This window comes from Streptomyces sp. NPDC044033, assembly GCF_056434425.1.
Map to the genome: position 1 here is coordinate 90,087 of NZ_JBWKFF010000001.1, position 14,397 is coordinate 104,483.

13 protein-coding genes are annotated in these 14,397 nt (G+C 71.8%); 2 read left to right on the plus strand and 11 right to left on the minus strand.

What is annotated here, in order from left to right:
• Positions 1-268 precede the first annotated feature (268 nt).
• The 4 genes from AC07AB_RS00420 to bldG all read right to left on the minus strand — a co-directional run bounded on the left by AC07AB_RS00420 (position 269) and on the right by bldG (position 5,229).
• Positions 269-856, minus strand: a complete 588-nt coding sequence (locus AC07AB_RS00420) for a small secreted protein (RefSeq protein ID WP_478557670.1) — start codon at positions 854-856, stop codon at positions 269-271.
• Between the two features lie 330 nt (positions 857-1,186).
• Entirely contained in the window at positions 1,187-3,580 is a 2,394-nt protein-coding gene (locus tag AC07AB_RS00425; protein WP_478557673.1) for a sodium-translocating pyrophosphatase, read from the minus strand.
• Positions 3,581-4,302: 722 nt separating this feature from the next.
• The gene (locus AC07AB_RS00430) at positions 4,303-4,773 is read right to left on the minus strand and encodes an ATP-binding protein (RefSeq protein ID WP_478557676.1); all 471 of its coding nucleotides are present in this window, start codon (positions 4,771-4,773) and stop codon (positions 4,303-4,305) included.
• A gap of 114 nt (positions 4,774-4,887) precedes the next feature.
• A complete protein-coding gene (gene bldG / locus AC07AB_RS00435; protein ID WP_098752640.1) occupies positions 4,888-5,229 on the minus strand; it encodes an anti-sigma factor antagonist BldG in 342 nt (113 codons plus the stop codon).
• Between the two features lie 54 nt (positions 5,230-5,283).
• Between bldG and AC07AB_RS00440 the strand changes: the two genes are divergently transcribed.
• A complete protein-coding gene (locus AC07AB_RS00440) occupies positions 5,284-7,731 on the plus strand; it encodes a DEAD/DEAH box helicase (RefSeq protein WP_478557679.1) in 2,448 nt (815 codons plus the stop codon).
• A 205-nt stretch (positions 7,732-7,936) separates the two neighbouring features.
• Here AC07AB_RS00440 and AC07AB_RS00445 read toward each other — a convergent pair whose 3' ends face one another.
• The 7 genes from AC07AB_RS00445 to ssd form a co-directional block, all read right to left on the minus strand.
• Positions 7,937-8,263, minus strand: coding sequence for an Rv3654c family TadE-like protein (locus AC07AB_RS00445; protein WP_478557682.1), 327 nt, complete (start codon positions 8,261-8,263; stop codon positions 7,937-7,939).
• Between the two features lie 7 nt (positions 8,264-8,270).
• Entirely contained in the window at positions 8,271-8,621 is a 351-nt protein-coding gene (locus tag AC07AB_RS00450; RefSeq protein WP_478557685.1) for a TadE family type IV pilus minor pilin, read from the minus strand.
• On the minus strand, positions 8,608-8,805 hold the full coding sequence (locus tag AC07AB_RS00455) for a DUF4244 domain-containing protein (RefSeq protein WP_478559651.1): 198 nt from the start codon (positions 8,803-8,805) through the stop codon (positions 8,608-8,610). Before AC07AB_RS00455 ends, AC07AB_RS00450 begins: the two co-directional genes overlap by 14 nt.
• 69 nt (positions 8,806-8,874) lie before the next feature.
• Positions 8,875-9,486, minus strand: a complete 612-nt coding sequence (locus AC07AB_RS00460) for a type II secretion system F family protein (RefSeq protein WP_478557688.1) — start codon at positions 9,484-9,486, stop codon at positions 8,875-8,877.
• Positions 9,487-9,662: 176 nt separating this feature from the next.
• Positions 9,663-10,565, minus strand: a complete 903-nt coding sequence (locus tag AC07AB_RS00465; RefSeq protein WP_478557691.1) for a type II secretion system F family protein — start codon at positions 10,563-10,565, stop codon at positions 9,663-9,665.
• Positions 10,562-11,719 (minus strand): TadA family conjugal transfer-associated ATPase, encoded by a 1,158-nt coding sequence (locus tag AC07AB_RS00470; RefSeq protein ID WP_478557694.1) that lies wholly within the window; start codon positions 11,717-11,719, stop codon positions 10,562-10,564. Before AC07AB_RS00470 ends, AC07AB_RS00465 begins: the two co-directional genes overlap by 4 nt.
• Complete coding sequence (ssd, locus tag AC07AB_RS00475) at positions 11,716-12,822, minus strand: septum site-determining protein Ssd (RefSeq protein WP_478557697.1); 1,107 nt, start codon at positions 12,820-12,822, stop codon at positions 11,716-11,718. The genes AC07AB_RS00470 and ssd overlap by 4 nt, the downstream gene beginning before the upstream one ends.
• Positions 12,823-13,284: 462 nt before the next feature.
• Here ssd and AC07AB_RS00480 point away from each other — a divergent pair, with 462 nt between their 5' ends.
• Positions 13,285-14,130: an HAD family hydrolase gene (locus AC07AB_RS00480; RefSeq protein WP_478557700.1), complete on the plus strand. Its 846-nt coding sequence runs from the start codon at positions 13,285-13,287 to the stop codon at positions 14,128-14,130.
• The last annotated feature ends 267 nt before the right edge of the window (positions 14,131-14,397 follow it).

Sequence of the window (14,397 nt, forward strand, 5' to 3'; positions counted from 1 at the left end):
TGACAATTGGCGACAGCCCGGCGCCACGCCCGCGCGGGGCGGTGCGACCGGGCTGCCGACAAGCGTCCGGTGGGCTCTCCGCGGAGCAGGCGCACGGCCCTACACACGGAGACGCCCGCGAGCTCGTAGCCCTTCCGAGCTCGCGGACGCCCCGAGCCCGTAGGCGTCCCAAGCTCGTAGACATCCCAAGCTCGCAGGCGCCCTGAACTCGCGGCCGCCTCGAACTCTCAGCCGCTCCGAGCTCTCGGCCGCTCCGAGCTCTCGGCCGCTACTTCTTCGAAGCGGAGGGGGAACCGGAGGGGGACGCGGAAGTCGACGTCTTGCGGCAGCCGGGCTGCTTCTTCATCGCCTCGCCGACATCACCCGCTTGGAGCTTCTTCAGCGCGTCCTCACTCTTGTCGTTGAGCTTGCGGAGGTTCCCGACGATGCCGTTGAGGCCGTCGGCGAACTTCTGCTTGTCGGAGGTGTTCAGACCGGCTACCTGCTTCTTCAGGCCCTCGTAGGCCGCGGAGAGGTTGTTGAGCGACTTGACGGCGTTCTTCTGGGTGGTGTCGCCGTCCTTGACGGGCGGCGCTCCCGCGCTGTCGATCGACGTGGCGAGCGACTTGTAGGCGTCGGCGTTGTCCTGGAAGGCTGCCAGGTCGGTCTGCTGGATCTTCTTGGAGTCTGTTTCCAGCTGTACCGACGCGATCGCGCTGTTGGCGTCCAAGACCTTCTTGACCTGGGGCTGCATCTGACCGCAGACCTTCTTGGCCCAGTCGTCGAGCTTCTTGTTCCCGTCGTCGCCGCCGCAGCCGGTCAGCATTAGTACGAGCGCCGCACTGCCGGACAGCGCGGCCACAAGTTTCTTGTTCACCGGATCGGTCCCTTCCATGGCCTTCGGCCCCGGAACTTACACGTCCAAGGTGTGAAGGCCATGAGCCGAGCGCCCGGCACGATGGCTTTTATAGCCATTTGCACCAAGCTGGCCGTGGCGTTCGCCGCACCTGAGCCAGCGGCCGGGCCACGTGACCGAGCCGGTAGCGGGGTTCCGCACCCGAGCCCGTAACGGGGGTTCCGTACGCGAGCCCGTAGCCCGCCCGTACCGGCGCCCGTACCGGCATCCGCGCCGCGGCGGAAACGCGGACGGGCGGACGGTGCGCCCGCGCGCACCACCCGCCCGTCCCTTCGCGAGAAGATTCCGCCGTCAGGACACCACCGCGGGATCGACGGTGGTCGCCACCCGTTCGGCGCCGTCCTCTTCCTCGCCCACGGTGATGCTGCGCCGCTTGGACACGTACACCGCGACGACGATCACCACGATGGCCACCCCCGCGACGCCGGCCCGCAGGCCCGCGTTGGCGTTGTCGCCGTAGCTGAACTTCACCACCGCCGGCGCGATGAGCAGCGCCACCAGGTTCATCACCTTCAGCAGCGGGTTGATCGCCGGTCCGGCCGTGTCCTTGAACGGATCGCCGACCGTGTCGCCGATCACCGTCGCCGCGTGCGCCTCACTGCCCTTGCCGCCGTGGTGCCCGTCCTCGACCAGCTTCTTGGCGTTGTCCCACGCGCCACCGGAGTTGGCCAAGAAGACCGCCATCAGCGTGCCGGTGCCGATCGCGCCCGCGAGATACGAGCCCAGCGCGCCGACGCCGAGTGAGAAGCCGACCGCGATCGGGGCCATGACGGCGAGCAGGCCGGGCGTGGCGAGCTCGCGCAGCGCGTCCTTGGTGCAGATGTCGACGACGCGCCCGTACTCCGGCTTCTCGGTGTAGTCCATGATCCCGGGGTGCTCGCGGAACTGCCGCCGCACCTCGTAGACCACCGCGCCCGCCGACCGCGACACCGCGTTGATCGCCAGCCCCGAGAACAGGAAGACGACCGCGGCCCCGAGCACGAGCCCGACCAGGTTGTTGGGCTGTGAGATGTCCAGGCTCAGGCCCATCTCACCGGCCTTCGCGTGCACCTCGCCGACCGCCGTGGCGATCGCGTCGCGGTACGAGCCGAAGAGCGCGGAGGCCGCCAGCACCGCTGTGGCGATGGCGATGCCCTTGGTGATCGCCTTGGTGGTGTTGCCCACCGCGTCGAGGTCGGTCAGCACCTGCGCGCCCGCGCCCTCGACGTCGCCGGACATCTCGGCGATGCCCTGCGCGTTGTCGGCGACCGGGCCGAAGGTGTCCATCGCGACGATGACGCCGACGGTGGTCAGCAGGCCCGTACCGGCGAGCGCGACCGCGAACAGCGCCAGCATGATCGAGGTGCCGCCGAGCAGGAAAGCCCCGTACACGCTGAGGCCGATCAGCAACGCCGTGTAGACCGCGGACTCCAGGCCGAGCGAGATCCCGGACAGCACGACGGTGGCGGGTCCGGTCAGCGAGGACTTGCCGATGTCCCGCACGGGGCGCCGGCTGGTCTCGGTGAAGTAGCCCGTGAGCTGCTGGATGAGGGCCGCGAGCACGATGCCGATGGCTACGGCGACGAGCGCCAGGACGCGCGGATTGCCCTCATGGGAGCGGATCGCGGCATCGGAGATGCCCTTGAGGTCCGCGTAGGTGGACGGCAGGTACACGAACACCGCGACCGCCACCAGCACCAGGGAGACGACGGCCGAGATGAAGAAGCCGCGGTTGATCGCCGTCATGCCGCTGCGGTCGGACCGGCGCGGCGCCACCGCGAAGATGCCGATCATCGCGGTGAGCACGCCGATCGCGGGGACCAGCAGCGGGAAGGCGAGGCCGGCGTCGCCGAAGGCGACCTTGCCGAGGATGAGGGCGGCCACGAGGGTCACGGCGTAGGACTCGAAGAGGTCCGCCGCCATGCCCGCGCAGTCGCCGACGTTGTCGCCCACGTTGTCCGCGATGGTCGCGGCGTTGCGCGGGTCGTCCTCCGGGATGCCCTTTTCGACCTTGCCGACGAGGTCCGCGCCGACGTCGGCGGCCTTGGTGAAGATGCCGCCGCCGACGCGCATGAACATCGCCAGCAGCGCGGCGCCGAAGCCGAAGCCCTCCAGGACCTTGGGGGCGTCGGCCGCGTAGACGAGCACTACGCAGGACGCGCCGAGCAGGCCCAGCCCTACGGTGAACATGCCGACGACGCCGCCCGTACGGAAAGCGATCTTCGTGGCTTTGTGCGCGACCTCGGTGAGGTCCTTGGCCGGTGCGCCCTCGGCGGGCGTCGCCTCACGGGCGGCCGCCGCGACCCGCACATTGCTGCGCACCGCGAGCCACATGCCGATATAGCCGGTGGCCGCCGAGAAGAGCGCGCCGATCAAGAAAAAGACCGAGCGCCCGATGCGCTGTGACCAGGTGTCCGCCGGCAACAGCATGAGCAGGAAGAACACGGCCACAGCGAAAATACTGAGGGTGCGCATCTGCCGGGCCAGATAGGCATTGGCGCCTTCCTGTACGGCCGCGGCGATCTCCTTCATGCTGTCCGTGCCCTGACCGGCGGCGAGCACTTGGCGCACCAGCACCACCGCGAGCGCCAGCGCCGCGATCGCGACCACCGCGATCACCATCACCAGCGTGCGGTTGTCGTCGGTCAGCTCTGCGGCCAGTGGGGTGGTGAAGCCGAGCTGATGAGGGGTAAAAGGCCCCGCCATTCGTCCTCCTTGACGTTTGGCACATGGGCGCGAAGCTGTTCTGCGACCGTAGAGAACGACCGCGGAACAGCCGCCACGCTCAGGCGTCCTGAGCTCAAGATGTGGACGGATTGTAGGGAGCCCAGCGAGATCAAAACAGTGCGCCGTGGAGGGAATTAGCCTGCACCTGGGAAGATCAAAAGGAGTACGCCCGCAAATTCGCCCGGACGAAGGAAAGTACGGAATTCACTGACGCACCGAAAATGATCTATAAAAGGATCTCAGAATCCTATGAACGCCCCTGATCAGAGGGGCCGGCGGCGTCCCCGCGACGAGGTCGCTCACGACGACCTGACGGGTGCGGCCGCCCAACGGGCCCCGCTGCCGGGCGGGGACGACTTCCGGACACACATCGCTGCCGGGCAGGTACAACTACCGGACAGACAGAGCCGCCGGACAGGTACGCCTTCCGGGCACGCACGACTGCCGGACGGGGCCGACGGCCCTGCCCGGCGTACGGTTCGCACTTCGGCGCACCGCAGCGGGCCAGGGGGATTCGGCGCCGCCACGGGGGTACGAGGCGCTACGGGCGTATGAAACACCGGGGACGGCGTACGAGGCCGCCGGGGGCGTACGAGACACCGGGGCATACGGGGCCGCCGAGGGCGTACTGAGCCGGGGCGTACGGCCGCGCTACGGAAGGCGGCGCCGCCTCTGCGGTGCCACCTCTACGGAAGGCGGCGCTACGGAAGTACGGAGGCCGGCGTCGTCGGCCAGGTCATGCGGATGAGGCCGCCGCTCTCGTCCGACGTCACCTCGACGTCGTCGACGAGGCCGCTGATCACGGCGAGACCCATTTCGTCGTCGCCCTCGGCGCCGGTCTCCTCCGGCACCACGGGCATCCGGGGCGCGCCGCCGTCGGCGCTCTCCCCGCGAGCCCCCGGCACCAGACCGGCGGAGGCACGGGGCGCGTCATCGCCGACCTCGATGGAGAACTTCTTCTCGTCCTCGATGAGCACGACCCGGACCGGGCTGGTCACCCCATAGGTGAGATGCAGCCCGACCGCGCGTGTGCACGCCTCTCCGACCGCGAGGCGCACCTCGTCCAGCACGGCCTCGTCGACCCCGGCCCGGCGCGCCACCGCAGCCGCCACGAGGCGAGCGGTACGGACGTGCTCGGGCAGGGCGCTGAAGAGCAGTTCGACGGTGGCCATGCCATCCCCCTCGGTCGTACGTGCCCTCTTCCCGCCTTCCGGAAAAGGGCGAACTCGCAGGGGGACCGGGCCTCGGCCCGGAACCCCGGCGCGGCAGTCTTCCTCCGGCAACCGTCAGTCGGTAGCCGACACCGCGTCATCCACCGAGGTGTGAATCGGGAACACCTTGGTCAGACCGGTGATACGGAAGATCTTCAGAATGCGCTCCTGATTGCACACCAGGCGCAGCGAGCCCTCATGGGCCCGCACTCGTTTCAAGCCACCGACCAGCACGCCGAGCCCGGTGGAGTCGAGGAAGTCGACGCCCTCCATGTCCACGACCAGGTGGTAACTACCGTCGTTGACAAGCTCGACCAGCTGCTCACGCAGCTTGGGCGCGGTGTATACATCAATCTCGCCACCGACCTCGACGACCGTTCGGTCGCCTACGGTCCGGGTCGACAGGGACAGGTCCACGGATCCTCCAGCACCTTGCATCGAGCGGTCGCCCCCCATGGATCGGCAGCCGCGATGGCATTCAATCACTTACCGGCAGGCGAGCACGACGCCTTGACGCCATTGTCCGTCATGCCGGTGACACACTCGGTGTCGATGGCCGCCGACCAACTCCCGCCGCGCGCGGGCGCACGCCCCTCTCCCCGCACGGTCCTGGACCGACTCGCCGCCGGGGCGGGCCGCGCTGCACGCATCACTCATACGGAGCACTTGCCCCCACGCGTCGGCCGTCATGCCCCCTGGCCTTCGCAGATCCGGCCGGAAGTGATCGATGCCATTCGGGCCGCCGGCATCGAGCGCCCCTGGGCCCACCAGGCGCGTATGGCCGAATACGCGCTGCGCGGCGAGTCCGTCGTCGTGGCCACCGGCACCGCGTCGGGCAAGTCCCTCGCCTACCTCGCGCCGGTCCTCAGCGCACTGCTCGACGGGTCCGAGGCGCCCAACGGGCGGGGCGCGACCGCCCTGTACCTCTCCCCCACCAAAGCGCTCGCGCACGACCAGCGGCGCGCCGTACGCGAACTCTCCGCCCCCCTCGGCACCCGCATCCGCCCCGCCGTCTACGACGGCGACACCCCGGTCGAAGAGCGCGAGTGGGTCCGCCAGTACGCGAACTACGCGCTCACCAACCCGGACATGCTCCACCGGTCCGTACTCCCCGCCCACCCCCGCTGGGCCTCCTTCCTGCGCGCCCTGCGCTATGTCGTCATCGACGAGTGCCACACCTACCGCGGCGTGTTCGGCTCCCACGTCGCCCAGGTCCTGCGCCGGCTGCGCCGCCTCTGCGCCCGCTACGGTTCACATCCCGTCTTCCTCCTCGCCTCCGCCACCTCCGCCGACCCGGCCCGCGCGGCGACCCGCCTGACCGGCCTGACAGTGGCGGAAATCACCGAGGACGCCTCCCCCCGGGGCGAACTCGTCTTCGCCCTGTGGGAGCCGCCGCTCACCGAACTCCACGGCGAGCAAGGCGCCCCCGTCCGCCGCACCGCCACGGCGGAGACCGCGGACCTGCTCACCGGCCTCGCCGTCCAGGGCGTCCGCACGGTCGCCTTCGTGCGGTCCCGGCGCGGCGCCGAGCTCATCGCCGTCATCGCCCAGGAGCGGCTCGCGGAAATCGACCACTCCCTCCCCCAGCGTGTCGCCGCCTACCGCGGCGGCTACCTCCCCGAAGAACGCCGCGCCCTAGAACGCGCCCTGCACACCGGCGACCTCCTCGGCCTCGCCGCCACCACCGCCCTCGAACTCGGCGTGGACGTCGCCGGCCTGGACGCCGTCCTCCTCACCGGCTACCCCGGCACCCGGGCCTCCCTGTGGCAGCAGGCCGGCCGCGCCGGGCGTACGGGCCAAGGAGCACTCGCCATCCTCGTCGCCCGCGACGACCCGCTGGACACCTACCTCGTCCACCACCCCGAGGCCCTCTTCCGGCAGCCCGTCGAGTCGACCGTCCTCGACCCGGACAACCCCTACGTGCTCGCCCCCCACCTCTGCGCCGCCGCAGCCGAACTCCCCCTCACCGAAAGCGACCTGGACCTCTTCGGCCCCGCCACCGCAGACCTCCTCCCCCAGCTCGAAGCCCGCAAGCTGCTCCGGCGCCGCGCCACCGCCTGGCACTGGACCCGCCGCGAGCGCGCCGCCGACCTCACCGACATCCGGGGCGAGGGCGGCAGCCCCATCCAGGTCGTCGAGACCGGCACCGGACGGCTCCTGGGCACGGTGGACGCCTCCGCCGCCCACACCGCCGTCCACGACGGCGCGGTCCACCTCCACCAGGGCCGTACGTACCTGGTGAAGCACCTGGACCTCGACGACTCGGTCGCCCTCGTCGAAGAGGCCGCCCCGCCCTACTCCACGACCGCCCGCGACACCACGGCGATCTCCATCCTGGAGACCACCACCGAGATCCCCTGGGGGGACGCCCGGCTCTGCTTCGGCTCGGTCGAGGTCACCAACCAGGTCGTCTCCTTCCTCCGCCGCAGACTCATCACCGGCGAGGTGCTCGGCGAGAGCAAACTGGACCTGCCGCCCCGCACCCTGCGCACTCGCGCCGTGTGGTGGACGGTCACCGAGGACCAACTCGACGACGCCCGCGTCCACCCCGATGCCCTCGGCGGCGCCCTGCACGCCGCCGAACACGCCTCCATCGGCATCCTCCCGCTCTTCGCCACCTGCGACCGCTGGGACATCGGCGGCGTCTCCGTCCCCCTCCACCCGGACACCCTGCTGCCGACGGTGTTCGTCTACGACGGCCACCCCGGCGGCGCGGGTTTCGCGGAACGCGCCTTCCATACGGCCGCCCGCTGGCTCACCGCCACCCGCGAGGCCATCGCCGCCTGCGAGTGCGACTCCGGCTGCCCGTCCTGCATCCAGTCCCCCAAGTGCGGCAACGGCAACGACCCCCTGGACAAGAAGGCCGCCATCCGGCTCCTGGCGACCCTCCTGAAGGCCGCCCCGCCCCAGGCGGGCTGAGCTTCCGTCAGGCCCAGGGCCGGGCCTCTCCCTGACAGCTCTTGAAGCCAGACCGGAAGGGACGCGCTCGCCGAGTCGTTCGGCACCTCACAAGGCGGCTTGCGCCACCCCGATCGGCCACCGGACGGCCGGCCAAGAACCATCAGAGACGGCCATGCCTCCGTCAGGCCCCCGCCGCCCGCCCGACGGGCGGGCCCGACGCCCGTCAGTGGGTCCCACCGCCTGTCGCGGGCCCCGCACGGGCCCGCACCCGCGGTGCGTACGGCCCCGCCCGGGCCTCGGCCACCACGTCCGACACCTCCCCTCGCACCACGCACCGCACGACTTCCGCGCCCTGCGCCCCGGCCACCCGCCGCGCGAGAGCGCACGCCACCGCCTCGCCCTCCAGGGCGTGGTCCGCCGCGGCCAGCGCCGCCAGGTCCGCCGCCCCACCGGCCCGGTGGCGGGCCAGCATCACCTGGCCCATGACCAGCACCGCCGCGAACACCGCGCACAGCGCCGTAACGGTCACCGTCACCCACAGCGTCGCCATCCCCTCCTCACCCCACCGCCTCCTCCGCAAGGGCCACCGCCTCCCCGCTCAGCCGCAGCGCCAGCGGGCCGGGCCCCGTCGCGCGGGTCTCCACCCGCACCCGCACCAGGTCCCCCTCCCGGCCCAGCGCGACCCTGGCGCCGCGCGGGGCCGCGGAGCGGGCGGCGGACTCGGCGGCGGCTTCCGGCTCCGACCGGGCCACCGCCCGCGCCCCGGCCCGCGCCGCGTCCACACACTGCATCTGGGCGGACACGGCCATCAGCCCCCACACCAGCGCGACCCCGAAGAGCGTCAGAGCCGGCATCACCATGGCGGCCTCCGCCGTCACATACCCCCCGTCGGAATCAGAACTGCGCATGGAGCGCCTTCTCGATCAGCGACTGAAGCGCCGCACTGACGGCTCCACTCGTCACCACCTTGTAGAGCACCGCGGCGAACCCGCACGCCGCCAATGTCCCCATCGCGTACTCCGCCGTCGTCATCCCGGCCTCGGCTTGTTCCCTCGCCGCGGCACAGCGCCGCGCACACCACCGCATGACCATCACTGTCGCGCTCCCCACGTCTCGCTTGTCATCAGCCATCGCGAACCACCCCTCAGTCCCGCCAGTCCCTCAGCCGCCGGCCGAAAGCCCAGCGGCCAGCCCGATCACCACCGGCACCACGCCGACCATCAGGAACGCGGGCAGGAAGCACAGCCCCAGCGGAGCCGTCGCCAGCACGCCCGCGCGCCGGGCCCGTATGCCCGCCGCCCTGCCCTGCGCCGCCCGCAACTCGCCCGCGAGCCGGGCCATGGGCCGCACCCCCGGCACGCCCGTCGCCTGGGCCCGCTCCAGGGCGCGCGCCATGCCGTACGCACCGGGCAACGCACCCACGCGCCCCCAGGCGACGGAGGGTTCGCCGCCGAGCCGGACCTCGGCGGCGGCCTGCACCAACCGTTCGCCGACCGGGCCGCCGAGGGAGGAACCGACCGCATCGGCCGCCACTCCGGGGCCCGCGCCGGCGGCCAGACACGCGGCCAAGAGATCGGCCGCCAACGGGAGTTGGCGCTCCACCTCCGCCGCACACGGGGCGCCCTCGGTGTCGCGGCGCCGCCGCTGCCAGCGCCGGGCACCGTAGGCCGCGGCGAGTCCCGCCGCACAGCCGACCACCCCACCGAGGAGAATGAACACGGCAAGCCCAGCGCCGATCACCGGCAAGTGCCCCGAGATCCGCGCGTCCCGCACGGACCATCCCCGAAACCGGCTCCACGCCCCCGCCGATCCGCCCTCCGCGAACCTCAGCGCCGCCGGCCTCCGCCGCGCCGCCCGCCACCGTCGAGCCTCAAGCACCGAGACCACTCCGCAGACCACCACGGCCGCCAACGCAATACTTATCCCCACCCTGTGGATAATTTCTCCGCTCACGCCTGTCCCTCCCCACTGACCCCACGCGCTTGCCGTACGATCCGCGCCGTCCACAGCAGCCCGGCACATTCCAGGAGGCCGCCGACGGCGAGGGCCCCCAGGCCGGCCGGGGTGTGCAGCAGCACCCGCAGCGGCGAAGCGCCGAGCGCGCTCCCCATCAGCAGCCCAAAGGCCGGAAGCAGAGCGAGCATCACGGCCGTCGATCTCGTGCCCGCCAACTGCGCGTGCAGTTCCTCCCGTTGATCCCGTTCGGCTCTGAGGGCCCCCGCCACCCGGTCGAGTCCGTCCGCCAGCCCGGCCCCGCCGTCGACGGCGACCCGCCAGCACGCCGCCACCCCGTGCAGCCCCTCGGCCCCCGGCTGCCGCCCCACCGCGCGCAGCGCGCCCGGCACATCCCCGCCGAACCGCGCTGCCGCCGCCACCTCCGGCCACGACACCCCCAGCTCCGGCGGTGCGAGCCCCGACAGCACCTCTCCGGGCTGCCGCCCGGCCCTCAGCTCCCCGGCCAGGGCCCCGCAGACCTCGATCACCGCCGCCTCACGCCGCTCCCGCTCCCGCTCCAGCCGCCGGGCCCGCAGCCACCGCCGCACGAGAGGCATGGCCGCCGCGGCACCCAACAGCGGCAACAGCGAGGCGCCCAGCAGCGCCACTACGCACCCGACCGGCACACACACCACCTCACGCCTCGTACGCCACAGGTCCCGCAGCCGGTGGAGCCACTCCTTCGCCCACGGCGGCACAGCCCCCGCAACCGGCGGGACCTCGCCGCCGCCCACGAGCAGCAGCCTGGCCCGCCGCACCCTCTCGTCACGCCCCGCCAACGACCAGAGGGCCGCTCCCGCGCAGAGCGCCGCCGCGCACACCGGCATCGCCCCGGGCACCGCCCCAGGCCCCGTCATGACACGCCCCCGCCCCGCTCGCACAGCGCCGCGAGCCGGTCCCAGCCGCGCGCCCGCCGGAACCCGTCCGGGCCCCACAGAGCGGCCGGTACGGTCGTGACGAACCCCGCCGCGTCACGGTCGAGGACATGCACCTCGGCGATCCGCCGCCGCCCCGAGACGCCCCGCACCAGATGGATCACCACTGCCAGCGCAGCCGCCAACTGGCTGTGCAGCGCCGCCCGGTCGAGGCCCGCCGACGACCCCAACGCTTCCAACCGCGCCGGAACGTCGCCCGCCGCATTCGCGTGAACCGTTCCGCAACCGCCCTCGTGCCCCGTGTTGAGCGCCGCCAGCAGGTCGGTGACCTCGGGCCCACGGACCTCTCCGACCACGAGGCGGTCCGGGCGCATCCGCAGCGCCTGCCGCACCAGATCCCGCAAGGTGACCTGCCCCATGCCCTCCTGGTTCGCGGGCCGCGTCTCCAGGCGCACCACATGTGGATGGTCCGGCCTCAACTCGGCCGAGTCCTCGGCCAGTACGATCCGCTCGCCCGGCCCGACCAGACCCAGCAGGGTGCTCAGCAGCGTCGTCTTGCCCGAGCCCGTCCCGCCGCTGATGACGTACGAGAGACGGGCCGCCAGGACCGAGCGGAGCAGCCGCTCCCCGCCCGGCGGTACCGTCCCCGCCGCCACCAGCTCCGACAGCGTGAAGGCCCTCGGCCGCACCACGCGCAGCGACAGACACGTGCAACCCACGACGACCGGCGGTAGCACCGCGTGCAGCCGGGTGCCGTCGGGCAGCCGGGCATCCACCCAGGGGCGGGCGTCGTCCAGCCTCCGCCCGGCGACCGCGGCGAGGCGCTGGGCGAGCCTGCGCACCGCCGCGGCGTCGGCGAAGGCCACGTTCGTACGCTCCAGCCCCGACCCCCGGTCCACCCACACCTCGTCCGGCGCGGTGACCAGCACATCGGTGACCTGCGACTCCGCCAGCAGCGGCTCCAGGGGGCCCGTCCCCACCAGTTCGGACCGCAGCCGCGCGACGACCTGGAGCACTTCGGCGTCCCCCAGCAGCCGCCCCTCCTGACGCAGGGCCGCCGCGACCCGCGCGGGCGTCGGCTCCGCGCCGCTCTCCGCGAGCCTGAGCCGCACCGCGTCCAACAGCTCGGCGCTCATGCGGCCACGCCCCCGTCGGCGAGCGCCTGCGCCCAGAATTCCCCGCAGAACAGCGCCAACGGCCCCCGCTCGCTGCTGCCGGGCGGCGCACCGGCCGTCAGCGCGTCCGGCAGTCCGGGCTCCGGCGGGAGTTCCCCGGCCAGCGGCAGCCCCAGCAGCCGCGCGATCTCATCGTCGTCCAGCCCCGGCCCACACGGGGTGCGCACCACCGCCCGCAGGTCGTCCAGCACCATGCCGGCCATCGACGCGACCCGATGCGCCGCCGCGACGGCCCGCAGCTCCCCCGGCACCACCAGCAGACCCACGTCCACCTGCCGGAGCGCTTCCATGGTCGCGTCGTCGCCGCGCCGCGGCAGGTCCACCACCACGGTGCCGCCGCGCCGCCGCGCGGCGGCCAGCACGGCGTGCATCGCCTCGGGCGGCACGAGGGTGGCATCGCCGCGGTCCCAGCTGAGCACCCGCAGCGAATGCAGTTCGGGCAGTGACTCCTCCAGCGCCCCGCCGCCCACCCTGCCGCGCGAGCGGGCGAAGGCCGGCCAGCGCAGACCTTCGGCCTTCTCACCGCCGAGAAGGACGTCCAACCCGCCGCCCAGCGGATCACCGTCGATGAGCATGGTCCGGTGCCCCGTGCGGGCCGCGGTCAGAGCCAGCGCGCACGCGAGGGTGCTCGCGCCCGCTCCGCCCCGGCCCCCGATGACCCCGACGGTGAGCGCCTGGCGGCCCACCCCCTCCACGACATCGGCGATACGGTCCACGAGCCAGCTCTCGCCGTCGGGCAGCAGCACCACGTTGCGGGCGCCGATCACCACGGCCCGGCGCCATACGCCGGGGTCGTCGAGGTCCCGCCCGATGAGGACGACACCCTCACGACGCGCGGCTCCGGCCAGCCCCGGCGCGCAGTCGTCCCCGACGAGAACCAGCGGCGCGCCCTCCCAGCCGCCCCTCCGAGCGGGCGCCCCGTGCGCCACCTCGGGTACGGCGCCGGCCGCCGCGCACAGGCGCAGCAGATCGTCGAGGAGCTCCTCGTCCTCGGTGATGATCAGCGGTGCGCCCGGCCCTCCGCCGCTGGCAGCCCTCTGATCGGACGTGTTGGTTCCGGCCACGATCCATCCCCTCTCACTACGCGTTCTCGCATCCGCGAACTCCGCGGAACGCCGCGAGGAATCACCGTGCAGCGAAGTGGGAAATTGTGTGGATCTTGCTCCAAAACTGTGGACAACTCAGCCGTTGTGAATATCCCAGTCACCTATACCAGTGACTTCCGGAGTGCAGCATGGCGATTACGGTCCGTGACGGGTATGACTGAGAAACAGCACCCGGCCGACAGGCTCGGAGCCAGGCGAGAGAGGGGCCCAACGGGTCGGCGCAGACGGCAAAAACACGTCCGGACATGCGACGACCCCCGCCGGGGGGGAGAGCGGGGGTCGTCCCCACGGCCGACTCGGGGGGGGAGGAGTCGGACCGGGTTAGACACGGTCGCGAACGATCCGTGACTTCCATGGTGTACCCGAGACCCTTCTCAGGCAAACCCACACGCCCCAGCTTACGCCGAATGGAGGGCCTCTATGCTCAGCCTCGTGGAAAACCACTCGCTGCCCCGGACAGCCGCCTTCTTTGATCTGGACAAGACGGTCATTGCGAAGTCAAGCACTCTCACCTTCAGCAAGTCCTTCTACCAAGGTGGCTTGATCAACAGGCGTGCCGTGTTGCGAACCGCCTATGCCCAGTTCGTGTTCTTGGCGGGCGGAGCCGACCACGATCAGATGGAGCGGATGCGGGAGTACCTCTCCGCTCTCTGCCGAGGATGGAACGTACAGCAGGTCCGGGAAATCGTCGCCGAGACCCTGCATGAACTCATCGACCCGATCATTTACGACGAGGCCGCCTCCCTCATCGAGTCGCACCACACCGCCGGGCGCGATGTGGTGATCGTCAGCACTTCCGGCGCGGAGGTCGTCGAGCCGATCGGCGAGCTGCTCGGCGCCGACCGGGTGGTGGCCACCCGGATGGTCATGGCCGACGGCGTCTTCACCGGTGAGATCGCCTACTACGCCTACGGCCCGACCAAGGCCGAGGCCATCAAGGAGCTCGCCGAGACCGAGGGGTACGACCTCTCGCGCTGCTACGCCTACAGCGACTCGGCAACCGACGTCCCGATGCTCGAATCCGTCGGGCACCCGCACGCCGTCAACCCGGACCGGGCGCTGCGCCGCGAAGCTCTGGCCCGCGACTGGCCGGTCCTCTCCTTCACCCGCCCGGTCCGGCTGAAGAAGCGCGTTCCCGCGCTGTCCGTGCCCTCGCGCCCGGCGCTCGCCACGGCGGTCGCGGTGGGCGCCGCAGCCGCCACCGCGGGGCTGGTCTGGTACGCCAGCCGCCGCCGGGCACCCAATGCCCGTATCCATAGCATTTGAATCCAAATGCAGATATCTGCGGCGAGGGGTTCCGCTTGCGGCGCGAGAGGAGTAGAAAGGACTTACGGCCCGCGAGACCAGGGACATCCGAGAGGAAGCCCTCAACGCACCAAGGCCCCACGGACCGAGCACGAATTCCGGGCACCCACGCGACGCCGACCCGTCGATTACGGGCCAGCCGCACCAGGTAACGGGCGAAGTTCCCCGACCTGATGGGCAAATATCGAGCACGCACTGGTAACCCGGCGGACGTGCCAGCGGCGGTAC